Raw genomic sequence first — 23,562 nt, 5'->3', positions numbered from 1 at the left:
TTCCTATACTTAAATCAAAATATTTCCACTATATTTGAAGAGCTATTTTCTCTTAGTTGGTAAGATGCCGAAAAGTTTGATCCAGTTTCTAGATTTGCTTGGGCAGTTCATGGTGCCCAAGATGGCTGTCGCCGTAAATTGAATCATGGTTGTATATAACACCAAGCTCTGCTGAAAACATAAGTAGAGTCAAAGCTGGAGCTTATGATTTTCAGCAGGAGCGTCCTGTTAAAGTGGATAACTACCCCTTCCACTGGTTCCTTCGAAAAAGCTTCCAATTACGATTAGAGATATTACTAGGAAAATAGTCATCCCAAGTGTTTGGTAAACATTTTGGTTGACGACGGTTTCTAATCTTTATTGGGATCTCTAGTTCATTTTCCAACGAAGCATAGTATTGCTTCATCTCGTTCTTGGTTTTAGGGTGTCGAAAATACCCCATATGGATCTCCATCAGCTACGAATTGCTAATGGAAACCAAACCCTCTTTTTAACAGTAGATTTCTATAGTTCATGCTTTCCTGCCAAAGAGCTTTAATAGTGTGCTCAACTGAAGCTGGATCATATCACTTGTCGATCAATGCCAAAATGGCAAATAACTATACTTAGAGCCGATATATCAATCGGTAAGTTATCCAGTACAGACGAAAAAACACCTATGTAGAGATAGGAACAAGTGTACCGATTAAATGGGATTTTAAGTGCTTTATGAGAGTGGCATCGCGACTAAAAAGGGACAACCCTACATGTCTCACTGCAATACCTAGGCTATTGGGATATTTTCTATCGACACAAGAAAGACACATTGAGTGGCGGCTTTAATAATTAATTGCTTTTAGTTCTCACGTGAAAGCGAGTAAAGAGTAACTATCTAAACCATCACTCTTATGGATAACGCAAATTATCTAAGCTAAGGAGCATAAAAATATAGGCACTAAAATGATTTTATTGGATTTTATTCAGTTTGTTTTAGTGTCAAAGCTGCGTAAAATCGATTGATATTTATTGGTATTTTGGCCGGAATTGGGTGGCCTTTGGAAGGCCGATGCCCAAGGACCAAAGGGATTCGAGAGAAGCAAGACATCTAAGAATTTTCTAAAGAACCATCTTCTCACAGGAGAACGGTAGCGTGACGTAAGAGTTAGTAAAAGGCGCTGACCCAAGGTGCAGCAACACCAGGGGCCAGCTAACCAAATTGATACGCTAATTATCAAAATGGCTATATGGATCATACGCTAGAAACCCGCTCGTCTTCAATAAAGTGGAGTACATTCAGCGGCTTGGTGCGATTCCCCAAGCTCTGGAAGCGTTGTGCCTGCCTTTTCTTCTTCTATGCCTACCGTTCCCGCGCACCACCCCCTATTTCCTCAGAAAGTTACTTTCTCAGCCTTCCATCAGAGAAGGTTTACCCATGGTTTGAGTATCAGTAGGAAATAACTATGTTGATTTTAAAGCGCCGGACTGGTGAAAACTTAAGGATTGGAGCCAATGTCTCAATCACTGTATTGAAAGTTAAGGGCAATCAGGTGAAGATAGGAATACGTGCTCCCAAATCTCTACCCGTTCACCGTGAAGAAATATTTATACGTTTGCAAAAGGAACGAGTTTTGGGAGGTCGAAATTATTGAAAAATTGATTGCAGATATAGAAGGCTTAAAGCATCTACAACAAAACCGCAGTGAAGCACCGGTTTTTACTTCCGGTGTCTTTACTTGTTACTAAGTATGATATCAAAGATTTGGGCTTGAGATAAAACTTATAAACTGATCGCCTAACGCTGTAGTACGTTTTCCAAACATATCATTTTCGCTCATAGTAGTGTTTAAGCCCTCTGTATTAAATAATCCACTACGATAAAGCTCACTCCAAACAAGTTCATATATGGCTTTCTGATTTTTTAGCTGAGGATAAGCATTCTCAATTACATGTGAAATGCTCCCCATCGTCCAATTAGGAAATTGATGGCTATTGGCCGCAGCCCACTCCTGTGGCCCTTGAAATAGCTTAAGTAGTACGATATGCAATAAAGTGAAAGAATCTATAAGATTAAGAAATAGTTGCTGTAGAGTATCACTTGGCGCTCCAGGCAAAGCTGAGTTAAGTACTATATTTCTATAAGCATTTATCTTTTCCTCTTGGTGATTTCTCATAGCTGCATTGCTTGCTTGTACTAAAGTAGTAAAGAATTGTTCATTTGTTTGAAGGTTTTCTTCTGTAATAATTCCCTTCTCGTAAAGGTCGTTAATAGCTTCCGTGACCTGAGCCATCCATATGCTTCTTCGACGTGCCATTGGGGGTTCTATAAGTGCATTGAAAGCTTCTACCATGGCGCCTCCAAGAACCGGTATTCCAGAGACGGCTGCTCTGGTGATCCGATGTGCTTTTTCAGAACTAGGTTCAACAACTGGATCAACTAAGTCTTTATCTATCTTAATCATAATTAAAGTCTTTTTTTTATAAAAAGTGTGATGAATTGCAATTTGCTGGCTAGGTAAAGCATCAGAGCTGCGCTGGAGCACCTTATAATATAAAGTTCATCCAGAATTTACTGAAGGTTCACAGGCATGAACAAACATGTGCCCAAAATCCGTTAGGTGAAGGTAAGCATAGCCAGTTTCACCGTTTTGAAGAGTTTGCTCCGTATCCTCAAATGTCGGTTCCTGTTTATAAACTGGAAATTTAACCAAATCTAATGACATAAGATGAGATGTGTAAACATAAAAATTACTTGGATAAATTAGCTCATCAGTAGGAAATTCTTGATAGATAATTTCTTTGCCATGAAACCTGTTACCTTCTCTGTCATAAACAGAATGGTAGTGCTCTTCATACGGTTTCTTCCTCAGATGGTGAAGAATCAGGGCTTCATCTGGAGAAAGATGGCCAATTATTTTCACGAATGCAGGGTGAGCTAAATTAATATTTTCTTTATCAATAGCTTTTGCTAATAGGCTTAGATACATTTCTGATATTATGTTTCCATCTTCTAAATATCTAAGCTCATCAAATATTGGTCCAGCTATACCTGGTGCTGCTTGTATTCTATTTTCCGCCGGTACCTTTCTAATGGTTCGATCAATCCATACAGAAAGCCTGTCTTGATAAGCTGCTGCTAGTTGTAACGGCGCAGAAAACAATCTCAATGTTTTAATAGTATCAGTTAAGACATTTCCTGTTTCAGATACTGAATTTTTTAGTCCATCATCATAAATTTTGCTAGCTGTTTTACTGTCTATAATATCAGTAATTATTTTTTTTATTTCGTCATTCATATTAAAAATTCATTTGGTGTTTGATCGTGCTATGCGGGTAGGAATCAATGTGAAAATAATTCTCAGGTTCTCCACCTTTGCTATTACTCACCTTCCTGTGCAACTTCTAATAGATTAAATGATTTTTTTATTGGTTTAATTGAAAAAGAAGAAAATTCCTCAAGTAATACTTCAATGTTAACTTTCAACTCTTCAGGCTTCTTAATGAATTCTTCAAAATCAATCCATTTTACTGATTTTTGGTTTATTGTTTTCACATCCCACTCGCGATTTCTGTATGTATAGAAAGCTGAAAATAAATTAATCTTTGTTTGAGATACGAAAGGGGAAATAATACAGCCTGTATCATTCACATTAGGGTACTTTGCTTTAAATCTAACCATTAAAAATTTAAACGGTAGCTCTACGGTAGACTCAGCTCCAATAGCCACTTGATAGTATTCATCTTCCATAGGTACCTCTTGTGAATTTAAAAATGCACCTGCAGCTATTAGGCTTGCAAATCTTCCGGCTTTAGGAACTTTGCGAACACGGCTTTCTTTATTGATCTTAGCCATATAATCAATAGTGTTGCTTTCTAGCGATTTTCCAATATGTTCAGTTGGTACAGGGAATTGGGCATCGACTTCTTTAGATATAATTATTTCAAATAGATCGTCTATTTCAGTATTAAAGCTATAACTTTGTACAACCTTCTCTATATTTTCTACGCAAGAAATTGCTTCATCTTTCTCGCAATAAAGATTAGCTTCTTCCTCAACTAGTTGCACCAACGTTTTTTGTGTATCTTTTATATCTTCAGAGTAATTATTGATTTTAGTTGTTTTAATGAGTTCATTGGCAACCTCTTGGCTAATATAGCTAAAAATTTCAGTGTAATTACCTTGCATTACAAAAAAGGGTGTTTGTTTATTGTTTCCTGAAAATTCATCCGCTAATGAGTCCATAACATCTTTGTATCTAACCTCTTGCTCTGGACGATCAATAAATGCATTTAAAAAGCTGTGAGTAAAATCACTTATCTCGGAGGTTTGATATGAATACTGATTATTCTGAGATGAGTAGAAAAAATAACACTTTTTAAAGCCGCTTTCTGAATCTTGAAGATATTTTCTGAAAACATCAGGATCTTTGACATACCTTGTTCCAGATTGGCACGCATCAACAATTTTTACGGTGACTTCTGCATTCAGGCTCCTTAAAAGATTGTCAAGTTCACTATTTTCTAATGATGTTTGTCTAATTCTATTTTCTGAATAATCCGTTAACACATAAAAGAACTCATTATCTGTAAATAATCCGTGACCGCTAAAATAGAATATTACTTCCTTAACTTCTTCATCTTCATACTTTTTTATAAATGCAGCGATTTTTGATTTAACGTTTTGGCTTTCTGTGTTTTCTGTAATGTACAAAATATCATTGCACTTGTTTGTCAGGTCGCATAATATTTTTACTGCTCTGGCGTCTGCTTCACATCCTGGTAGTTTGGATGCATTCATATAGTCACTAACACCAACTACAATTCCTAAATTCATTTTAATTACTTCCTAGGTTAAAGATACTGGCTCATATTCGTAACAGCGAATTTGAAAAATATACTGCATTATATCTTTTTTGGATATATCCAAAGAATGATAAGGCATGCTGAATAGAAAAACATAAATCACTATTGGTAAAAAAACACTCTAGTGTATATAGGTCAGATGGGATAATTCTTACTTTAATTATCTTGGTTAATGATTTGAGATATTAAGAATAAATGAAGAATTGAATCTGTTGCTATAGGTATGGGAGGTTACATTTGATCCTTAGCATGCACGATATAAAAGATTATCAAATTCTTTGCGGTCTGCAGAGATTACAAACTAAAACATGATGATGATATCAACCTAAAATTGCCTCCAGCTGTAGTACGCTTTTTGGGTATCCTGAGTCATTTCATTTTTGAAAATGTACTATCGTACCGTTAGCCTTGCCTCAACCACTAGACGAAAACAACGCCGCCACTGCCAACAAAGTAGCCACCCAAATCCCACAAAGAATCTTCCAAAACAAAGAGGCATCCCCTTTCTCGGTAGGATCTTCCCTTAGGTAATCGGGGTTAGGGTTGGCGAGGTCGCGCATAAACTCTGTCAGCGTGGAATAGCGCTGTTCCAGGTCGATACTGCATCCCCGTTCCAGGGCGCGGTCGAACCAGATGGGGACTACGGGATTAAACTGGCTGGCGGTGCGGTAGCGCAGGTGTTCGAAGTCGGCGTGGGAGCGGCAGTTCTCGATTTCCTCGCCGTAAGGCAGTTCTCCGGTAAACATCTCGTAGGCAATAGTGGCGAGGGCATAGATATCGCCGCGAATACCGCTGTTGTGGCCGAGGATATAGTGGGGGTCGGAATAGCTGGCGGTGCCTAGCGCTTCCGGGTGTTCCAGGGGGCGGAAAATCTCGGCACTGCCGGCTACATAAACTGAGCCGAAGTCGATAATTTTTACCCGCCCGTCGCCGTCGATCATGATATTGGCCGGGCGCAAATCCTGGTGAATGGTTTCCTGATCGTGGAAGGCCTGTAGCCCGGTGGCAATCTCCTTAAGGATGCGAAACGCTTCCGCCGGTTTGGGGAAGCGGTTATTGGTGATCCACTGCTCCAGGGTACTGCCCTGCACATACTCCATCAGGTAATAGAGCGCGGTGCGCGGGCGGGTCTGGCGGTGCAGGCGCACTACCTGGGGGCTGCGAATACGCAGGCCTATCCATTCTTCCTGAATAAAGCGGTCGATATAGTGGATATCGTCCTCGTAATTTACCGAGGGAGTTTTCATTACCAGGATTTCCCCGGTGGCACTGTCGCGCACCAGGTACAGCTGGCTGCGCTGGGAGGAGAACAGCTCCCGTTCCACCTGGTAACCATCCAATACCATGCCCGGTTCCAATTCCGGTGGGAAGGGCAGGCGGGTAAGCTGGCGGCTGTAGTCGTCCAGGGTGGTTTGTGGCAATGCCTTTACCTTTACCACTAATGCGGAGAGGTTATCGTCACTGCCGTTTTCCTCGGCGAGGCGCACCAGGGTTTCCGCTGTTTCCTGTTCGCTTATTTCGGTATCTGCCAGCAGCTCGCGCAGCAAATCCTGTTTGATAAAGTCGTGCACGCCGTCGCTGGTAATCAGCAGTACATCGTCCTTAGCCAGGCTGAGCTGGCCGTAATCCACTTGCAGGCCGGTATCCATTCCCAGCGCGCGGGATAGCATCTGTTGGCGATGGGCCAGGGTGATGTTGTGGTCCCGGGTGAGGCATTTAAGGTTGTCGCCGCGCAGGTGATAGATACGGCTGTCACCGATATGAAAGTAGTGGGCGGTGCGGGATTTAAAGATCAGGGCAGAGAAGGTGCAGAGGAAGCCCTTTTCCTGTTGGGGAAAGTCGTGGCTCTTGCGGTATAGCTTGCTGTTAATGGAGGCGAGGATTTTCTGTCCGGCGTGGGCGACAGACCAGGTATCAGGCACCTTGTAATAGTCCCGCACAAACTGCTCGGTGGCGGTGTGGCTGGCGAGGGCGCCGGCTTCGGCAGAGCTGACGCCGTCTGCCAGCGCGGCGACTGCGCCCAGGTATTCCTGCAAGTGCGGGTTGTCTGGCCAGTGGTAGATTGCGGCATCTTCATTTTGCGGTTTGATGCCGGCACTGGTGCAGAGGCCGTGGCTCAATCGCGGTGTCTGGGCTTCGGGGTTTGCCTCGGTTTCTGTTTGCACCCCGAAATTGGTTTCGCTCACAGCTTTCTCCACTCTCTTTTTGTCCCCTCAGACCAACGGCGAAAAACAAAGAAGGGCCATTGGCCCTCCTTTGCGTTTGTTGCTGGATAACTGCTTTCCGGATCACTCCACGCTGATCAGCTGCACTGTGCCATCCGGTAGCACTTCGGCGATATTGCCTTTGGGCTCCTCCAGGAACAGGCAGGCGAAGAAGATCACCGCTGCTGCGCCGCAGATAATCAGGAAGAACTGGCTGTAGCTGACATAGGACAGGGCGGTAAGGAAAGTAACCGCACCCACGTTGCCGTAGGCTCCGGCCATACCGGCGATCTGCCCGGTCATGCGACGCTTCACCAGGGGTACGACGGCGAATACGGCACCCTCACCGGCCTGCACGAAGAAAGAGCAGCACATGGTGGCAACTACCGCAGCGGGAATCCACCAGCCGCCGTTGATCTGGCTCAGTACAAAGTAACCCACTGCCAGGCCGCCGATCAGGAACATCAGGCTGCGGCGGCGTCCCAGTTTGTCAGAGAAGTATCCACCGGTTGGGCGAGCCACCAGGTTCATAAAGGCGAAGCCAGAGGCGAGCAGGCCGGCCTTCACCGGGCTCAATCCTTCAAAGGTTTCCAGGAAGAACAGGGGCAGCATAGAAACCACGGCCAGCTCTGAGCCGAAGGTGACGAAGTAGGCCAGGTCGAGGATGGCTACCTGCTTGAAGTTGTATTTCTCCAGCTCGGGCACACCTTCGCGCAGGTGGTCTTTGTTTACATTCCAGATCATACGGGTCTGGAAGGCGAACAGTACTACCAGCAGTCCCCACATTGCGTAGGTGGCATTCTGGCTCAGCAGGGCTACGCCGCTGGGAGACAGTTTGTAAGCCAGCGCTGCCAGTGCCAGGTACATGGGCACATTCATCAGCAGGTAGAAGTAGAAATCCCGCTTGCTGGTCACTTCCAGGCCGCCGCTCTTCTTCGGTTTGAAGTAAGTGGAACCTTTAGGAGTGTTGCGGGCAACGCGGTAGTAGATGATGCCGTACAGGCCGGCGATGATGCCGGTGAGGCCCAGGGCATAGCGCCAGCCGTCTTCACCGCCGAACAGCAGGGCGATGGTGGGCAGGGTCATGGCACCGGCAGCAGAACCGAAATTCCCCCAGCCGCCGTAAACACCTTCTGCCAGGCCAACTTGTTTGGCTGGGAACCATTCACCCACCATGCGGATACCAATTACAAAGCCGGCACCCACAAATCCCAGCAGGAAGCGGAATAGGGCCAGGGATTCATAACTGTCTGCGGTGGCAAAGCCCAAACAGATTAAAGATGAGGTCATCAGCAGCCCGCTGTACACCAGGCGCGGCCCCAATTTATCCACCAGCATACCGATAATGATACGGGCGGGGATGGTGAGTGCCACATTGAGGATTAACAGGGCTTTTACTTGCTGGCTGGTGAGGTCGAACGCTTCCTTGATAAAGACCATCAGCGGAGCGTGGGAGAACCACACCACGAAAGTCAGGAAAAACGCAAACCAAGTAACGTGCAGCGTCTTTATTTTGGGATCGCCCCAATTAAATAAATTGAGGCCGCTGGATTGACTCATGACTATTTTCTCCGGCTTCTCAGAAATTTAGAGGTGGATAGGGTCATGGCCGATAGTATTTGAGCATCGCTACAGGGAAAGTACACAAAGGGGGTAGTTGGGTACTGAATAAAGGCTTTGCTGCTTGGTGTTAGCCCATTTGGGGTAGTGCCTTTTAAGGGGAGCTGCTGCCTATTGAATAAGGTTTACCCCTTGTTGAGTAGTCATAAAAAATCGTCTTATGAGCGGAGAGTTTTTGGGAGTAATTGTGATTACTGGGGTTTTTATGCATCTTGCTGGCAGGTGGCCTTTACCAATACTGCTCTTTTCAATCCGTTCGTAGCGGCGCAGCCGGTGCGCATTGATCGGGCAGCCGATGTGGTGACTAAATAACCTTCCCGAAAACTGAAAAAATAGGAGAAGCCCGTCGTGCAATATACCCAGCAACTCGCCGGGCGTGTGCTGATATTTGCCTCGGCCATGTTTGCTGCGAACTTTTCCGTGTGGACACTCTATGCGGTGCTTGGAGTGGAAGTCCGCGAGCAGCTAGACCTCTCAGCCACAGAATACGGCATTTTACTGGCCGCGCCGATCCTGAGCGGTGCGCTGCTGCGTTTTCCCGCCGGCTTGTTGGTGGAATATTTCTCGGCAAAAAAACTTATCCTCCTGCAAATGCTATTGCTGCTGCCGGTGCTTTTACTCTTGCCCTATATCGAGAGTTACGATGAGCACCTACTGGCCGGTTTGTGGTTGGGGATTTCCGGGGTCTCCTTCGTGTTGGGTATTCGCTATATCAATCCGTGGTTCGAAAGGAAGCAGCAGGGCACCGCGATGGGCATTTTTGGTGCAGGCAATGCCGGGGCGGCTATCACCCTGGCCCTGGCGCCAGCGATCCAGAATTGGCTGGGGCGTGAATGGATTGGGCCGATTTATGCGGTTGGTATTTTGCTTATGGTGGTGTTATTCGAATTTTGTGCACCTGAAGAAACCCGCTATATGCGCAGTCGCAACAAGGCAAAAATTCAGCACCATCTAAGACCACTGATGCAGATCAAGGTGTGGCGTTATGGGCTCTATTATTATTTTGTCTTCGGCAGCTTTCTCGCACTTTTACTGTGGCTGCCGAATTACTACCTGGCGGTGTACGAAGTCAGTACCCAGGTGGCGATGGCGCTGACCCTGCTGTTTGTGGCCCTGTCCAGTTCGCTGCGTGCGCTGGGTGGCTGGTTTGCAGATCGCTATGGTGCGCGCACGGTGAATTGGAGTGTGTTTTGGACCTGCTTGGTATGCCTGTTTTTTCTCAGTTACCCCCCAACCAGTATGACGATTCACGGGGTGGAACGGGATGTGCATCTAAATATCGAGGTGGGCATTGAGTTGTTTACCCTGTTGTTGCTGGTAATTGGTATTGCCCAGGGGTTTGGTCGCGCTTCAGTTTACAAGGCGCTACACGATAATTTTCCGGCACATATGGGCAGTGTCGGTGGCACTGTAGCCACAATCGGTGCGCTGGGTGGTTTTACTTTGCCGGTCCTGTTTGGTATCGCACAGGATTTAGTGGGTATTCACAGTGCGGCATTTATGTTGCTCTACGGCGTGCTGGCAGTTTGTATGTTGGTAATGTATCTGGCAATCCAGAGGGAGCAATATCAACAGCGTTTGGCCTTCGCCAGGCAAAATAATTTTTTGCATGAGGATGCGAGTAATTCTGCGGCTTTGCCAGATAGGTAGCGCCCACTACCAAAATGGAATTATGTGTGTGTAAAGGGTAGGAAGTATTTATTTTTTCTACCGAGAAAAACTGTGGTTTCAACCACGTCTGAAAAATTGTAATTTGTCACTGTCACTCCGTTGTTGCAAAGGAAAAGCGTAATGACCATTTCCAGATTTCCCAAAATTTTCGGTGCTTTACTGTTGGGGGCCTGCAGCACAGTCGCATTGCAGGCCGCTGCGCAGGATGGTGAAAATGCCACTCTTGTCGACGCGCTTAAATCCGGTGAAGTCGGGTTGAATCTGCGTTATCGCGTAGAGATCGTCGATCAGGAAGATTATGACCAGGATGGTATTAATGGGGATGCACTCGCGTCCACTCTGAGAACCCGCCTCAACTGGCGCAGCGGCAGCTACCGCGGCTTCAGTGGTTTTCTTGAGATGGACGATGTTACTGCAGTCGGTAACGACAATTACAACTCCACCGTCAATGGTAAAACTAATTACCCGGTAGTGGCCGATCCAGATGGCACCGAGGTTAACCAGGCCTATATCCGTTATAACGGAGAAAATTCCATAATTACTGCTGGTCGCCAGCGTATTAACCTCGATGGCCAGCGCTTTGTTGGCGGTGTTGGCTGGAGGCAGAACGAGCAGACTTACGACGGCATACGCTATCAGTATGGCAGCGCCGACAGCCTGCAGCTGGACTACAGCTACGTGTACAACGTAAACCGGGTTTTTGGTGAAGATAGCGCCGGCGCCGAATTTGAAGGCAATATCCAGCTACTCCACGCCAGCTACCCGGTGGCCGAAAACCATAAAGTCAGCGGTTTTGTTTACAGCCTGGATTTAGAAAATTTCGTGAATAATTCCAGCCGCACCTATGGGGTGGATTACAAAGGAAGTTTTGGCCCTGTAAAAGCTAATCTAAGCTACGCGCGCCAGGACGATACCGGGGACAACCCCTTCGACTACAATGCCGACTACTATCTGGCGGAAGTTGGCGCAGACCTGGGCCCGGTAACCGCAAAACTCGGTTATGAAGTATTGGGCTCTGATAATGGCGTTGGTTTCAAAACGCCGCTGGCTACCCTGCATAAATTCCAAGGTTTCACCGACCAGTTCTTGGTGACTCCAGGTGAAGGCATTGAAGATATGTATATCAGCGGTGCTATGAAACTTGTGGGTGGCAAGTTGAATATGGCCTATCACAATTTTGATGCGAATGAAGGTTCCGCAAATTATGGCCATGAGTGGAATATCAGCTACGGCCGCAAGCTGACAGAGGATATTTCTGCACTGGTGAAATACGCCTCTTACCAGGCTGACGATCACAACGTGGATACCGACAAGTTCTGGTTAATGGTTACCGCCAATTTTTAATTAAATAAAGCCGCTCTATAGCGAGGCCCCGGCTCTGGCCGGGGTTTTACTTATAAAAACCGACGAATTTCTTTAGAGGAATTTTTCGGTTTTTAGCCATTCTGCCTACTGAATTTCTATTTTGTGATGTTATTTCCCTTACCGGTTGGCATCACTGTGAGTACCTAAGGAGTACCACCTTTGCCCCAAGCATAAATTAACCAGCTTGATACACTGACATCAGTTTAAACACCGAGTCCCGCTACCTAAACAGCGCCGTTTTTTATTGACGTTGCAAGGTGCCGGGACCGTGGCCGTACCGGCCACCAGGGTCTAGCGGGAAACTGCGCGGCCTCCCGACATTGGAAAGGCGTTTAATGTTACAAGACAATTTTGGCCGTAGGTTTTACTACCTGCGCCTGTCCGTGACGGACATCTGCAACTACCGCTGCAACTATTGCCTGCCCGAGGGCATTGGTTGCGGACGTTCCCTGGAAAGGGAAAATCCTCTCTCAGTCGCTGAGGTGGGCACATTGGTGCGCGCTTTCGCTTCACTGGGTACGGAAAAGGTACGCCTTACCGGCGGAGAGCCCTCCCTGCGCAAAGACCTGGTGCCGCTGCTCGAAGCCGTCTGCGCTAGCGATAAGATTCGCCGCTTAGCCATCACCACCAACGGTTACCGCCTGCCCAGTCAGATTGACGACTGGCACCGCGCGGGCTTGGATCAGGTGAATGTCAGTATCGACAGCCTCGACCCGGCTCAATTCCACCATATCACCGGCCACAATCGCCTGGATAAAGCCTTAGCAGGCCTGGACCGCGCCCTGGCCTTGGGTATCGATACCAAGGTCAACGCAGTGCTGATGCGCCAGTACAACCTGGCCGAGCTGGATAATTTCCTCGCCTGGGTTCGTGAGACTCCGGTGACCCTGCGCTTTATTGAATTGATGCGCACCGGCGATAACCGCGAGTTCTTCGCCAGTAACCATGTCTCCGGTGACAATATAGAAACCCTGCTGCTGCGGGAAGGCTGGGAGCAGGTGATCCGCACCCGCGATGCCGGCCCGGCGCGGGAGTATTTCCACCCGGATTACGCCGGCCGTATCGGCCTAATTACCCCTTACGGCAAAGACTTCTGTGCAAGCTGCAATCGCCTGCGGGTATCGGCCCAGGGCAAGTTGCACCTATGCCTGTTCGCCGACCAGGGCTTTGATATGCGCGAAATCATCGCCGATGGCGACAGCGAGGCGCTGGCGGCCCATATCCGCGAGTTGATTGTGGATAAGACCGCAGGCCACCAGCTGCACGAAGGTTTTACCGGCGCTACCCGCAACCTGGCGATGCTGGGGGGCTAGGGTTATGGCCAGGGCTCTTGTTAGTAAATCGACAATCGGCGTGGTGCTGGCCGGCGGCCGCTCCAGCCGGATGGGCCGAGACAAGGCCCTGCTGGCCCACCCCCAACGGGGCAATTTTTTGCAGCATGCTGAGGCATTGCTGAGAGAGCTTCCGCTGGAAAAAGTCGTCACCAGCGGCGCCCGCCCCGGAGCGATTGAAGACCTGGTGCCAGAGCGGGGTCCACTGGGCGGCCTTTATTCGGTAGCCCTGGCAACCGGTGCCGATGCGGCCCTGGTGATTCCGGTAGATATGCCCCTGCTCGGGCGCGAGCACCTTGCAGAGTTATTGGCAGAGGGGCAGGCAAGTGGCCGGCCCTGTTATTTTGAAAACTTCTTTTTTCCCCTGTGGCTGCCTTTAAATGGCGACTGCCTGGATTATTTGCGCCGTGCCGTCGAAGGCAGTGCGCGCAATTCTGTCGGCGCACTGCTGCGTCACCTGGGGGCCAAATCCATACCCATAAAAAGTGCTGGCGATTGGCATCGCAATATCAATACGCCGGCAGATTATCTCGGCTTGAGTACGCCGGATAAAACTCCAGAAAACAGTTTTTTGAGAGACCACTGATTATGTCCGCACACGCTAGCAAAGAATTTGTACCGCTCAATATCGCGGTACTTACCGTATCCGATACCCGCAACGAGCAGACTGATACCTCTGGCCAGTACCTGGTGGAAGCCCTCAAAACTGCCGGCCATCAGCTCGCAGATAAGCGCATTACCCCGGACGATGTTTACCAGATGCGCGCGGTGGTCTCCGCCTGGATTGCCGATCCCAAAGTGCAGGTGGTATTGGTGACCGGCGGTACCGGTTTTACCGATCGCGACTCCACACCGGAGGCCCTGAGCCCGCTGTTCGACAAAACTGTCGACGGCTTCGGCGAGCTGTTTCGCCATATTTCCCTTGGGGATATCGGCAGCTCCACCGTGCAATCCCGGGCGCTCGCGGGCTTGGCAAACCGCACACTGATATGTTGTATGCCCGGTTCCACCGGAGCCTGCCGCACGGCTTGGGAAAGCATATTGCTGGAGCAGCTGGATGCCCGCCACAAGCCCTGTAACTTTATCCCCCATGTGCGCTTTGCCAGCGCGCCCTGCGAGAGCCGGGGGTAATTTGTGAGCCAATTAACCCATTTAAACCAGCGCGGCGAAGCCAGCATGGTGGATGTTACCGAGAAGGACATCACTGACCGTAGCGCCCTGGCCGAAAGCAGCATCTGTATGAGTGCAGAGGCTTTTGCACTGCTTAGCCAAGGGGCGCACAAAAAAGGCGATGTGCTTTCTGTAGCTCGTATCGCCGGCATCCAGGCCGCGAAGAAAACCTCGGATTTAATTCCCCTGTGCCATCCACTGGCGTTGACCAAAGTAGCGGTGGATTTCGAATTACAGCCGGAAAAGCATAGTGTGCATATCACCGCTTTCTGCCGCTTGGCCGGGCGCACAGGGGTAGAGATGGAAGCGTTAACCGCAGCTTCGGTAGCGGCGCTGACCATTTACGATATGTGCAAAGCCGTGGACCCGGCGATGGAAATCGGCCCGACTCGCCTGCTGCAAAAAACCGGCGGTAAGCGCGGCCACTGGCGCGGCGATGCTGCGGACAAGGCGTAAAAATTTCAGAGGTGTAAAGCGATGGTAAAGGTTCTGTTTTTCGCGCGTCTGCGCCAGCAACTGGGCATGGGCGAGACCACCCTGGAGGACTTTTCCGGCAGTCTCAGCGAGTTGCGCAAAACCCTATGTGAACAGCACCCGGATTGGAGCCCGCACCTGCAAAGAGACGATATCCGTATGGCCCTGAACCAGGAGCTGGCAGAAACCGGAGCCCAGGTGAAGGCTGGGGATGAAGTTGCATTTTTCCCGCCGGTTACCGGCGGTTAGTGGTGCCAATATGAAAGCCGTTGATCGTATTGAAGTCTGTGAAGCGCCCCTCGACGTAGCGGCTGAATATACTGCGCTGCAAGGCAACAGTGGTGATGGTGCCTGCGCCCTGTTTGTGGGTTCGGTGCGGGACTTCAATGCCGGTAGTGATGTCTGTGGCCTGGCCCTGGAACACTATCCGGGCATGACGGAAAAAAGCCTGCAACGGATTATCAATGATGCCCGCGATCGCTGGTCCCTGGGGCGTGTGACTATCGTCCACCGGGTTGGCCCCATGCAGATCAACGATGAAATTGTTTTTGTCGGCGTCACCAGCCCTCATCGCCAGGCTGCCTTTGCTGCCTGCCAATACATCATGGATCGCCTCAAAACTGAGGCGCCTTTCTGGAAGCGCGAAGCGGTTGCGGAAGAGTCCGGTAAGCCCTCAGAGCGCTGGGTCGAAGCCCGGGCCAGCGATGCTGCGGAGATGGAAAAGTGGTCCGCCGGCTGAGCCTGTTGCTATCCGCTTTACTGGTGGCCATCGCGCTGCCGGTTAATGCGGATAACTGCACCTTGCGGGTGGCGGTAGCGGCCAGCTTCCGCCCGGCACTGGAAGAGGTACTGCCGGAATTTGAGCGTCGCCATGCCTGTGTCGTGCAAATCAGCAGCGGCAGCTCCGGGGTGCTCTACCAACAAATAGCGCACCGCGCGCCCTTTGATTTATTCCTGTCTGCGGATCGCGAGCGCCCCGAACTGCTGGAAAAACAGGGCGGGGCACTGGGCAACAGTCGCCAGACTTACGCCCTGGGTTTATTGGCCCTCTGGCACCCAAAATCGGAATCGAATATCGAGCAGTTACTGCAAACCTGGCCCGATAAAATTGTATTAGCCGATCCGAAAGTAGCGCCGTTCGGCAGTGCCGCACGGCAAGCGCTGCAAAGCCTGGATTTGTGGAAGAAAAAACAAACTCAATTGGCCCGGGCCCACAATGCAGGCCAAGCCTATTTAATGCTGGATTCCGGCAATGCGCAGCTGGGCTTTGTCGCCGCCAGTCAGATGCAAGCAGCCGGCCGCGATAACTACTGGTTGCTGCCGCAGCATTTGTACAACCCCATTGAACAGCAGCTGCTGATTCCCACCCAGAGTCGCCGACCTAAAGAGGCACAATCCCTCGCTGACTATTTACGTTCAGGGGAAGTGCAGGCGCAACTACAGCACTTGGGTTACGGTGTTTTGCCAACTCAATATCGAAGTAGAGATGGAGGGAGTGGCTTATGAATATCGCCGCTGCCGACTGGCAGGCCCTGTGGCTAACTTTAAAATTGGCCGGCTTAACTACCTTGCTCCTGTTTATTATCGGCGTGCCCTTGGCCTGGAAATTGAGCCAATGGCAGAGCCGCTGGCGCCATGGCATAGAGGTATTAATTACCCTGCCGCTGGTACTGCCACCCACCGTGTTGGGTTTTTATTTACTGCTTTTATTTTCCCCTAACTCTGCGCCCGGGCAGTGGCTGTCACAACTTTTTGATGGCCCCTTGGTGTTTTCCTTCACTGGCCTGGTGTTTGCGTCAGTGATTTATTCCCTGCCGTTTATGGTGCAGCCGCTGCTGGCCGCGTTTAATGCCAATGGCCAGCGCCTGACCCAGGCTGCCGCAGCACTGGGTATACCGCCCTGGGCGGCACTATTAAAAGTTCTTTTGCCGGCGAGTCGCGCCGCTATTGTGAGTGCCTGCGCTTTAACGTTTGCCCATACCCTGGGTGAGTTCGGGGTAGTGTTGATGATTGGTGGCTCTATTCCCGGTGAGACCCAGGTGGTTTCTATTGCTCTTTATCAACATGTGGAGGCGATGGAATACGGTGCGGCGCACCGGCTGGCTTTGATGTTGATGGGAATTACTACGGTACTGCTACTCGCTGCCCGTTGGCTGGGACATAGTTTGGCCCCGCGCGGATCAAACAACGAGCAGGCTAAACCGGTAATGGGGGTGCTGGGCTAATGGAAATCACCTTACCCCTTTTCGGTACTGCGTCTACCACTTCTGATTCCACCGGATTGAGTGTTACAGGGCTGGTGACTCCGCTTAACACTGCCACTCCCTGGCAATTAGAGCTGCCTGCCTCTGGGATTTTTGGCCTTACCGGCCCCTCCGGCAGCGGCAAGAGCACATTACTGGCTGCTTTGGCGGGCCAGTGCCATTGCCGTGGCAATATCACTTTTGCTAATACAGTTTGGCAGCGCGGACGCCGCGCCCTGGCTACCCATAAAAGAACGCTTTCTTTGGGCTTTCAGGATAGCCGCCTGTTTGCCGGCCAGTCGGTGGCAGATAACCTGGCACTGGCCCGCCGTTACAGCCGCAGGCCACTGTCTATGGAGGAGTGTGATCGGCTGTTAAAGGCTTTTGGTATTGAACCGCTACTCCATCAGCCGGTAGAGCTATTGTCTGGTGGAGAAGCCCAGCGAGTGGCTGTATTACGCCAGCTTTTTAACAACGCGCCGCTGCAATTATTTGATGAGCCGCTTTCAGCGGTTGACCGCGCCCAGGTACTGCGGCGCCTATTGCCGACCCTGCGGGATTTCTGGGCCCGATATCCGGCACTGGTAATCTGGACCAGTCACGACTTTGATGAAATCCAGCTGCTGGCCCAGCGCTGTTTGTGGATGGATTCTGCTAATTTGTCTGTACCACTTTCTTTACCTGAAGTCGCCCAGCGCCTGGATAGCCACGGCGTAGGGGATAGTTGGCGCAGCCGGATAGAAGCGCGAGTGGAATCTCTAAATGATGGTCTGCTGACTTTGAATTTAGGGGGGATTTCTATCTTTGCAGATAGGGTGGCAGGCCATTATTGTAAAGGCGATACCGCCGCTTTTCTGTTGGAAGCTGGAGATATCAGCCTTAGTGTAGAGAAGCCGGGCCTGTCCAGTATTCTCAATTGCCTGCCGGTAACTTTAGTTGCTAAGCAGAACCTTACCGATGGCCGCATTCGCCTGCAGTTAGTCGCTGCTGATCAGGTGTTTTACGCTGATATTTCCCGCCTCTCCTTCGAGCGTCTAAAACTATGCGAAGGGACTACCTACTTTGCCCAGTTTAAGGCCGGTAGTCTTGCCGGTTTGTAAGCCTCTTAATTCTCTTTGAATAATCTTGTACTTAAACTTTCTGCGGAATATGGAGGTTCGAAATGGCTGAGGGAAATGGCTGTGGAAAAAGGCATCGCTTCTCCACCAGTGCATCATAAAAAAGGGGAGGTAAAAACCTCCCCGAAGCAACGGTATCCCGTGAGTGAAACTGAATTAAGGGTTATAAAACTCCCCGTTTTTACGCAGGTAGAACCAGTAGTTAACCACCAGGCAAACCGCGTAGAAGATGGCAATGCCTGCCAGGGCGTATTCAGGGGTAGTGGCTTTGATCTGCTCACCGAAGACCTTGGGAATATAGAAGGCACCGTAGGCGGCAACTGCTGAAGTCCATCCCAATACTGGGCCTGCCTGCTCTTTCGGGAACACCATGGCGATGGTGCGGAAGGTAGAACCATTGCCGATACCGGTAGCGGCGAACAGCACCAGGAACAGCAGGAAGAAGGGCAGGAAGAACTCTTCCGGCGTGGCTGAGCCGTAGGCGGCCTTCATGTAATAGGCCACACCCAGGGCACTAGCCACCATGATTGCGGCACAGATTTGGGTAACCAGGGCTCCGCCGATACGGTCGGAGATCCAACCACCTACCGGGCGAATCAGGGCGCCGATAAACGGACCCATCCAGGCGTACATCAGGGCGCTGGGGCCATTGTTGTTGATGGTATCGTGAGTCATAACCCCGTCCACCATCACGTGGCTGTACCCGAAGATCACTTTGATAGCCAGGGGGAAGGCTGCCGCGAAACCGATAAAGCTGCCGAAGGTCATGGTGTAAATCACACTCATTACCCAGGTGTGCTTGTTGTTGAAGATACGGTATTGGCGTTGCAGGCTGGTTCTGATCTCACCGGGCAGCAGTTTCAAACCGAACACGGTGGCAGTGATTACCAACACCAGCACGATTTCCTTGGGCACGCCCCAGCCTGAACCATTGGCCGCTTCGGGAAGCAGCAGCCACAGACCTGCGATTGCGGTGAAGAGGCCGATTCCCAACATCATGGTCATCTTCATCATGGCACCGAGCGAGCTGCCCACATCCGGGGTGACTTCGTCGGTGCGCAGATTGTTCATGCCGAACCAGCCCACAAAGGCCAGCGGAATCAGGAACAGCAACCATACAAAACCGGCATTTTGAATCCACGCTTCAGAACCGGCCGGTATCTTGCCTATCAGTGAGCCAGAGCTGCTCACCAGAATCATGGGGTCGCCGCCAGCAGCGCCGAAGGCACCGAAGGTCATAAATAGCGGTACCAGGATCTGCATAGTGGTAACACCGAAGTTGCCCAGGCCTGCATTCAGGCCAAGCGCCAGCCCCTGCTTTTCCTTGGGAAAAAAGAAACTGATATTGGACATGGAAGAGGCGAAGTTACCACCGCCGATGCCAGACAACAGCGCGAGCAACTGGAATACCCACAGTGGAGTCTCCTTGCTCTGCAGGGCGATACCGGTGCCGAGTGCGGGGATCATCAACAGGGCTGTGGTAAATACAATGGTGTTGCGCCCACCGAACAATCGAATAAAGAAACTACTGGGTATTCGGAGGGTAGCGCCGGTGAGGCCGGCGATGGCCATTAGGGTAAACAGATCGGCTTTGGCAATGGGAAAGCCAAGGTTGAGCATTTGAACGGTAATAATGCCCCAGTAGAGCCACACGGCGAAGCCGCACAGCAAACTGGGAATGGATATCCACAAATTCCGGTTTGCGATTTTCTTGCCCTTGGACTGCCAGAATTTGCTGTCCTCCGGGGCCCACTCGTAGATGTCAGACACGGCGGCCACTCCTCCTCGAAATGATTCGTACAGCCACTATGGGCCGGGGTTTGAGCCTACTCAATTACCAACAGGAAGTAACCCTTTTGCCCTGGAGTAATAGCTACCTCTTAGGGGGTAAGTGCCGAGGTGGGACGCTATGGTAAAGTCACTGTACAGATTTAAACCAATTTTCAAATTGAAGCGGGGCTCTCTATGATTTCTTCTGCTACGGTAATGATGGTCGATGACCACCCGCTATTTCGCAAAGGCCTTAAACAATTATTTGCAATGGAGCCCGGCCTGGAGCTGGTGGCTGAGGCCAGTAGCGGAGAGGAAGCGCTGGTGCTGGCCAAGCAACACGAGCCGGACCTTATTCTGCTGGACTTGAATATGCGCGGTATGGATGGGCTGGATACACTGCGCGCAATGCGCGCTGCGGATGTCTCCTCGCGCATCGTGATACTCACCGTTTCCGATAATAATGCTGATGTGGTGTCTTGTATCCGCGCCGGTGCCGATGGCTATCTGCTCAAGGATATGGAGCCCGAGGATATTCTTGAGCAAGTCATTCTGGCTACTCATGGCAAGCTTGCAATCAGCCAGCGCCTCACGGAAATTCTCGCCTCGGCACTGCGCAAACCGGATAACTCTGGAGCGGATATCCTCTCTTCTCTCACAAGTCGTGAATACCAGATACTACAATTAATCGCCGATGGCCTGAGTAACAAATTAATTGCTCGCGAATTAGATATTAGTGATGCAACAGTGAAGGTGCACGTTAAACACTTATTGAAGAAATTGGGGATGCGTTCCCGTGTGGAAGCCGCTGTATGGATGGTCAATCAAAGGCGCCCTGATTTCCAGGATCGAAACCACTGATCACTCTGCCCCAATCGCAAAGGACTGAAGTAAGAGAAATTCTCTATGCCCACTATTGACTGCTGTAGCCAACCGGGTCTGATGCCCATAGAAAGTGCCCGTGAAAAACTTCTCGAAGCACTGAGTCCAATCAGTGGCACTGAGACTTTGCCCCTGGCACAAGCCGCCGGTCGGGTATTGGCTGAGGATGTTTTCTCCACCGTTAACCTACCCCCCTGCGACAATTCTGCGATGGATGGTTACGCCCTGCGCTTCGAAGATCTGGCCAGTGGCTTGCCGCTGGAGCTGATCGGCAAATCTTTTGCCGGTGCACCTTTTGACGGTGTGGTGAACCCGGGCACTTGCGTGCGCATTATGACGGGAGCTGCAGTACCTGCCGGTGCAGATACGGTGGTGATGCAAGAAAATGTCGATGCCCAGGAAGAGTCGATACGTATAAATGGTGAAGTTCGCTCTGGAGATCATATTCGCTGCTGCGGTGAAGATGTGGCCGAAGGGGCTAGCCTGCTTAAGGCCGGAGAGCGCATCAGCGTTCCCCATATCGCCCTGCTCGCCGCTGCCGGTGTTGGCACAGTGGCAGTAGTGCGCAAACCAGTAATTGCCCTTTTCTCTACCGGCGATGAACTGCGTCAGCCCGGCGAAGCCCTGGGTAAAGGCGATATCTACGATAGCAACCGCATCGCTCTATTGGCTGCTCTCGATCAGTTGGATCTGGAAATTTTGGATTTGGGTATTTTGCCCGATAACAAACAGGCCATTACCAATGCCTTGCAACGCGCTTCCCAAGAGGCCGATGCCATTATTACCTCCGGTGGAGTCTCCGTTGGCGAAGCGGATTACACCCGTGAAGTGTTGGAAGAGCTGGGAGAGATCGGCTTCTGGAAAGTAGCGATGAAGCCAGGCAAACCTTTTGCCTTTGGTTTCCTGCAGGGAACCCCTTTCTTTGGCCTACCCGGCAATCCGGTTTCCGCTTTGGTTACTTTCTACCAGCTGGCCGTGCCGGCCCTGAGTGTGATGAAAGGCGATCAGTGGACTGGCCCGCAGACCTTACAGGCAAAACTGTTAAAACCCCTAAAGAAAAAGCCCGGCCGTACCGATTTCCAGCGGGGTGTTTATCGCACTGATGAGAATGGAACCTTGGTGGTGGAGCCGGTTGGTACCCAGGGGAGCCATATCCTTACCGGTTTGGCTGCTGCTAACTGCTTTATCGTTTTGGCGCGAGAGAGTGGTAGTGTGGAAGCGGGGGAGCAGGTGGTGATTGAGCCTTTGGGGGTGCCGTTGGGGTAGGGCTGCTAATAGACTTTTGTGGCTGGCCGCAGCCGAAATATGTCTATCTAAGAAAGTTTGTCTGAAGCTGATGTAATCAGAGAAGATTAGCTTCGCCCTTTGGGCTCGCTGTTCTACGGCAGCTTTGCTGCCTCCGAGTCGAACCTGAGTTCGAACGAAGCCTGGGAGTGAGCCATATACAAGAAAGCCCGCATAAGCGGGTGGTGTGCGTGAGGATTAGCTTCGCCCTTTAGGCTCGCTGCTCTGCGGCAGCTATGCTGCCTCCGAGTCGAACCTGAGTTCGAACGAAGCCTGGGAGTGAGCCATATACAAGAAAGCCCGCATAAGCGGCTGGTGTGCGTGAGGATTAGCTTCGCCCTTTGGGCTCGCTGCTCTACGGCAGCTTTGCTGCCTTAGAGTCGAACCTGAGTTCGAGCGAAGCCTGGGAGCTTGCCATATATAAGGAAGCCCGCTTATGCGGGTGGTGTGCGGGAGGATTAGCTTCGCCCGTTGGGCTCGCTGCTCTACGGCAGCTTTGCTGCCTCCGAGTCGAACCTGAGTTCGAACAAAACCTGGGAGTGAGCCATATACAAAGAAGCCCGCATAAGCGGGTGGTGTGCGTGAGGATTAGCTTCGCCCTTTGGGCTCGCTGCTCTACGGCAGCTTTGCTGCCTCCGAGTCGAACCTGAGTTCGAACAAAACCTGGGAGTGAGCCATATACAAAGAAGCCCGCATAAGCGGGCTTCTTTGTATATGGCCCGCCCGAGAGGATTCGAACCTCTGACCTTCGCCTCCGGAGGGCGACGCTCTATCCAGCTGAGCTACGGGCGGTTTTGGCTATCTGCGCCAATGGGAGGCGGATTATACAGAAGGGTGGGGGCGGGTGAAAGGACTTATGGCGCTTCTACGCAGGCTTTGGCAGGGGGCGGCACAGTGCTTATAATGCGCGGCGTGGAAGTTTGCGGCAGTAAATCGATAGTCTACGGGCCAACTCACTTCGGCCCTTTGGGGGAATAGCATGAAGAGCATTTTGGGTATTGTGGCGGCACTGGCCGTCAGTGCGGCTGCGGCAGTGGCCCAGTCTGTTGACCAGGAAATTGAACAGCGTATCGCTCCAGCGGGTGAGACCTGTATGAAGGGCGAGGAGTGTGCGGCGGCAGTAGCGGCTGCCCCGGAAGCTGCCAGTGGCGGTGCCCGCAGTGGTGAAGATATCTACAACAAGAGCTGTACTACCTGTCACGCGGCCGGTATAGCGGGCGCGCCTAAGTTTGGTGATGCCGCTGCCTGGGCACCGCGTATTGCCAAGGGCATGGACACTCTTTACACCAATGCCATCAATGGTATCAATGCCATGCCGCCTAAGGGCCTGTGTATGGATTGTAGCGATGACGAAGTGAAGGCTGCGGTTGATTATATGGTGGATAACAGTAAGTAAGCTGTTTCACTATTGGAAAAAGGCCGCTCATTGAGCGGCCTTTTTTGTTTCTCTCCTAAGCAAAACTCACCTTCCTCTAATCGACTTTTTTCTTGCGATAATTTCCAGCTAACACCCGGACCTTCAAATAAGCTTACCGAATGTCGTAAAAAGCCAAATGATGTAACTTGTCTTTAGTGATTATAAGAAAGTTCA

At 50.6% G+C, this 23,562-nt stretch carries 21 protein-coding genes, 1 tRNA gene and 1 riboswitch; of the genes, 15 read left to right on the top strand and 7 right to left on the bottom strand.

From position 1 onward, the window contains the following. Positions 1-1,439 precede the first annotated feature (1,439 nt). Positions 1,440-1,628, top strand: a complete 189-nt coding sequence (csrA, locus tag ACJJIT_RS18885) for a carbon storage regulator CsrA (RefSeq protein WP_444899328.1) — start codon at positions 1,440-1,442, stop codon at positions 1,626-1,628. 102 nt (positions 1,629-1,730) lie between these two features. On the opposite strand, the gene ACJJIT_RS18880 is transcribed toward csrA, so the two are convergent. From ACJJIT_RS18880 to ACJJIT_RS18860, 5 genes are all read right to left on the bottom strand, one after another. Beyond that, complete coding sequence (locus tag ACJJIT_RS18880; protein ID WP_444899327.1) at positions 1,731-2,519, bottom strand: hypothetical protein; 789 nt, start codon at positions 2,517-2,519, stop codon at positions 1,731-1,733. Between the two features lie 15 nt (positions 2,520-2,534). Continuing rightward, positions 2,535-3,272 carry a DUF4393 domain-containing protein gene (locus ACJJIT_RS18875; RefSeq protein ID WP_444899326.1) on the bottom strand — a complete coding sequence of 246 codons (738 nt, stop codon included), beginning with the start codon at positions 3,270-3,272 and terminating at the stop codon, positions 2,535-2,537. Between the two features lie 83 nt (positions 3,273-3,355). Beyond that, entirely contained in the window at positions 3,356-4,810 is a 1,455-nt protein-coding gene (locus ACJJIT_RS18870; protein WP_444899325.1) for a caspase family protein, read from the bottom strand. Between the two features lie 442 nt (positions 4,811-5,252). Continuing rightward, positions 5,253-7,025, bottom strand: a complete 1,773-nt coding sequence (locus ACJJIT_RS18865) for a protein kinase domain-containing protein (protein WP_444899324.1) — start codon at positions 7,023-7,025, stop codon at positions 5,253-5,255. A 102-nt stretch (positions 7,026-7,127) separates the two neighbouring features. Continuing rightward, entirely contained in the window at positions 7,128-8,603 is a 1,476-nt protein-coding gene (locus ACJJIT_RS18860) for a NarK family nitrate/nitrite MFS transporter (RefSeq protein WP_413664018.1), read from the bottom strand. Positions 8,604-9,011: 408 nt separating this feature from the next. Here ACJJIT_RS18860 and ACJJIT_RS18855 point away from each other — a divergent pair, with 408 nt between their 5' ends. The 11 genes from ACJJIT_RS18855 (at position 9,012) to ACJJIT_RS18805 (ending at position 18,017) form a co-directional block, all read left to right on the top strand. Beyond that, complete coding sequence (locus tag ACJJIT_RS18855; RefSeq protein WP_444899323.1) at positions 9,012-10,313, top strand: MFS transporter; 1,302 nt, start codon at positions 9,012-9,014, stop codon at positions 10,311-10,313. A gap of 141 nt (positions 10,314-10,454) precedes the next feature. Next, the gene (locus ACJJIT_RS18850; RefSeq protein ID WP_444899322.1) at positions 10,455-11,678 is read left to right on the top strand and encodes an alginate export family protein; all 1,224 of its coding nucleotides are present in this window, start codon (positions 10,455-10,457) and stop codon (positions 11,676-11,678) included. A gap of 217 nt (positions 11,679-11,895) precedes the next feature. Next, positions 11,896-12,046: riboswitch (molybdenum cofactor riboswitch) on the top strand. Then, positions 12,035-13,012, top strand: a complete 978-nt coding sequence (gene moaA / locus ACJJIT_RS18845) for a GTP 3',8-cyclase MoaA (RefSeq protein WP_444899321.1) — start codon at positions 12,035-12,037, stop codon at positions 13,010-13,012. (Overlaps the previous riboswitch by 12 nt.) Before the next feature lie 4 nt (positions 13,013-13,016). Beyond that, positions 13,017-13,616 carry a molybdenum cofactor guanylyltransferase gene (gene mobA / locus ACJJIT_RS18840; protein ID WP_444883392.1) on the top strand — a complete coding sequence of 200 codons (600 nt, stop codon included), beginning with the start codon at positions 13,017-13,019 and terminating at the stop codon, positions 13,614-13,616. 2 nt (positions 13,617-13,618) lie between these two features. Next, complete coding sequence (gene moaB / locus ACJJIT_RS18835; protein WP_444899320.1) at positions 13,619-14,161, top strand: molybdenum cofactor biosynthesis protein B; 543 nt, start codon at positions 13,619-13,621, stop codon at positions 14,159-14,161. 3 nt (positions 14,162-14,164) lie between these two features. Next, complete coding sequence (gene moaC, locus ACJJIT_RS18830; protein WP_282951931.1) at positions 14,165-14,656, top strand: cyclic pyranopterin monophosphate synthase MoaC; 492 nt, start codon at positions 14,165-14,167, stop codon at positions 14,654-14,656. A 21-nt stretch (positions 14,657-14,677) separates the two neighbouring features. Continuing rightward, positions 14,678-14,923 (top strand): molybdopterin converting factor subunit 1, encoded by a 246-nt coding sequence (gene moaD / locus ACJJIT_RS18825; protein ID WP_282951930.1) that lies wholly within the window; start codon positions 14,678-14,680, stop codon positions 14,921-14,923. A gap of 10 nt (positions 14,924-14,933) precedes the next feature. Further along, the gene (gene moaE / locus ACJJIT_RS18820) at positions 14,934-15,413 is read left to right on the top strand and encodes a molybdopterin synthase catalytic subunit MoaE (protein WP_444900935.1); all 480 of its coding nucleotides are present in this window, start codon (positions 14,934-14,936) and stop codon (positions 15,411-15,413) included. Beyond that, entirely contained in the window at positions 15,398-16,180 is a 783-nt protein-coding gene (modA, locus tag ACJJIT_RS18815) for a molybdate ABC transporter substrate-binding protein (RefSeq protein ID WP_444899319.1), read from the top strand. The genes moaE and modA overlap by 16 nt, the downstream gene beginning before the upstream one ends. Continuing rightward, complete coding sequence (gene modB, locus ACJJIT_RS18810) at positions 16,177-16,899, top strand: molybdate ABC transporter permease subunit (RefSeq protein WP_444899318.1); 723 nt, start codon at positions 16,177-16,179, stop codon at positions 16,897-16,899. Before modA ends, modB begins: the two co-directional genes overlap by 4 nt. Further along, the gene (locus ACJJIT_RS18805) at positions 16,899-18,017 is read left to right on the top strand and encodes an ATP-binding cassette domain-containing protein (RefSeq protein ID WP_444899317.1); all 1,119 of its coding nucleotides are present in this window, start codon (positions 16,899-16,901) and stop codon (positions 18,015-18,017) included. Before modB ends, ACJJIT_RS18805 begins: the two co-directional genes overlap by 1 nt. 174 nt (positions 18,018-18,191) lie before the next feature. Here ACJJIT_RS18805 and ACJJIT_RS18800 read toward each other — a convergent pair whose 3' ends face one another. Further along, positions 18,192-19,805, bottom strand: coding sequence for an antiporter (locus tag ACJJIT_RS18800; protein ID WP_444899316.1), 1,614 nt, complete (start codon positions 19,803-19,805; stop codon positions 18,192-18,194). Positions 19,806-20,000: 195 nt separating this feature from the next. Here ACJJIT_RS18800 and narL point away from each other — a divergent pair, with 195 nt between their 5' ends. Both narL and moeA read left to right on the top strand, forming a co-directional pair. Continuing rightward, positions 20,001-20,666 (top strand): two-component system response regulator NarL, encoded by a 666-nt coding sequence (gene narL, locus ACJJIT_RS18795; RefSeq protein WP_252084129.1) that lies wholly within the window; start codon positions 20,001-20,003, stop codon positions 20,664-20,666. A gap of 45 nt (positions 20,667-20,711) precedes the next feature. Next, positions 20,712-21,953, top strand: a complete 1,242-nt coding sequence (gene moeA, locus ACJJIT_RS18790) for a molybdopterin molybdotransferase MoeA (protein WP_444899315.1) — start codon at positions 20,712-20,714, stop codon at positions 21,951-21,953. 733 nt (positions 21,954-22,686) lie between these two features. Here moeA and ACJJIT_RS18785 read toward each other — a convergent pair. Next, positions 22,687-22,763 (bottom strand) — tRNA-Arg (locus tag ACJJIT_RS18785). 187 nt (positions 22,764-22,950) lie between these two features. Here ACJJIT_RS18785 and ACJJIT_RS18780 point away from each other — a divergent pair. Next, the gene (locus ACJJIT_RS18780; protein ID WP_252084131.1) at positions 22,951-23,367 is read left to right on the top strand and encodes a c-type cytochrome; all 417 of its coding nucleotides are present in this window, start codon (positions 22,951-22,953) and stop codon (positions 23,365-23,367) included. The last annotated feature ends 195 nt before the right edge of the window (positions 23,368-23,562 follow it).

It is taken from the genome of Microbulbifer mixtoriginis (SeqCode), assembly GCF_052467515.1.
The sequence above is the reverse complement of the archived record's forward strand: the minus strand, read 5'-3'. Positions and strand labels throughout refer to the sequence as shown.

Excerpts from the sequence above, each read along its gene's own strand:
- moeA (WP_444899315.1), top strand. The coding sequence starts at position 20,712 with ATGCCCACTATTGACTGCTGTAGCCAACCGGGTCTGATGCCCATAGAA.
- ACJJIT_RS18780 (WP_252084131.1), top strand. The coding sequence starts at position 22,951 with ATGAAGAGCATTTTGGGTATTGTGGCGGCACTGGCCGTCAGTGCGGCT.
- moaE (WP_444900935.1), top strand. The coding sequence starts at position 14,934 with ATGAAAGCCGTTGATCGTATTGAAGTCTGTGAAGCGCCCCTCGACGTA.
- moaA (WP_444899321.1), top strand. The coding sequence starts at position 12,035 with ATGTTACAAGACAATTTTGGCCGTAGGTTTTACTACCTGCGCCTGTCC.
- ACJJIT_RS18870 (WP_444899325.1), bottom strand. The coding sequence starts at position 4,810 with ATGAATTTAGGAATTGTAGTTGGTGTTAGTGACTATATGAATGCATCC.
- ACJJIT_RS18805 (WP_444899317.1), top strand. The coding sequence starts at position 16,899 with ATGGAAATCACCTTACCCCTTTTCGGTACTGCGTCTACCACTTCTGAT.
- ACJJIT_RS18850 (WP_444899322.1), top strand. The coding sequence starts at position 10,455 with ATGACCATTTCCAGATTTCCCAAAATTTTCGGTGCTTTACTGTTGGGG.
- ACJJIT_RS18860 (WP_413664018.1), bottom strand. The coding sequence starts at position 8,603 with ATGAGTCAATCCAGCGGCCTCAATTTATTTAATTGGGGCGATCCCAAA.
- modB (WP_444899318.1), top strand. The coding sequence starts at position 16,177 with ATGAATATCGCCGCTGCCGACTGGCAGGCCCTGTGGCTAACTTTAAAA.
- ACJJIT_RS18875 (WP_444899326.1), bottom strand. The coding sequence starts at position 3,272 with ATGAATGACGAAATAAAAAAAATAATTACTGATATTATAGACAGTAAA.
- narL (WP_252084129.1), top strand. The coding sequence starts at position 20,001 with ATGATTTCTTCTGCTACGGTAATGATGGTCGATGACCACCCGCTATTT.
- moaB (WP_444899320.1), top strand. The coding sequence starts at position 13,619 with ATGTCCGCACACGCTAGCAAAGAATTTGTACCGCTCAATATCGCGGTA.
- moaD (WP_282951930.1), top strand. The coding sequence starts at position 14,678 with ATGGTAAAGGTTCTGTTTTTCGCGCGTCTGCGCCAGCAACTGGGCATG.
- mobA (WP_444883392.1), top strand. The coding sequence starts at position 13,017 with ATGGCCAGGGCTCTTGTTAGTAAATCGACAATCGGCGTGGTGCTGGCC.
- csrA (WP_444899328.1), top strand. The coding sequence starts at position 1,440 with ATGTTGATTTTAAAGCGCCGGACTGGTGAAAACTTAAGGATTGGAGCC.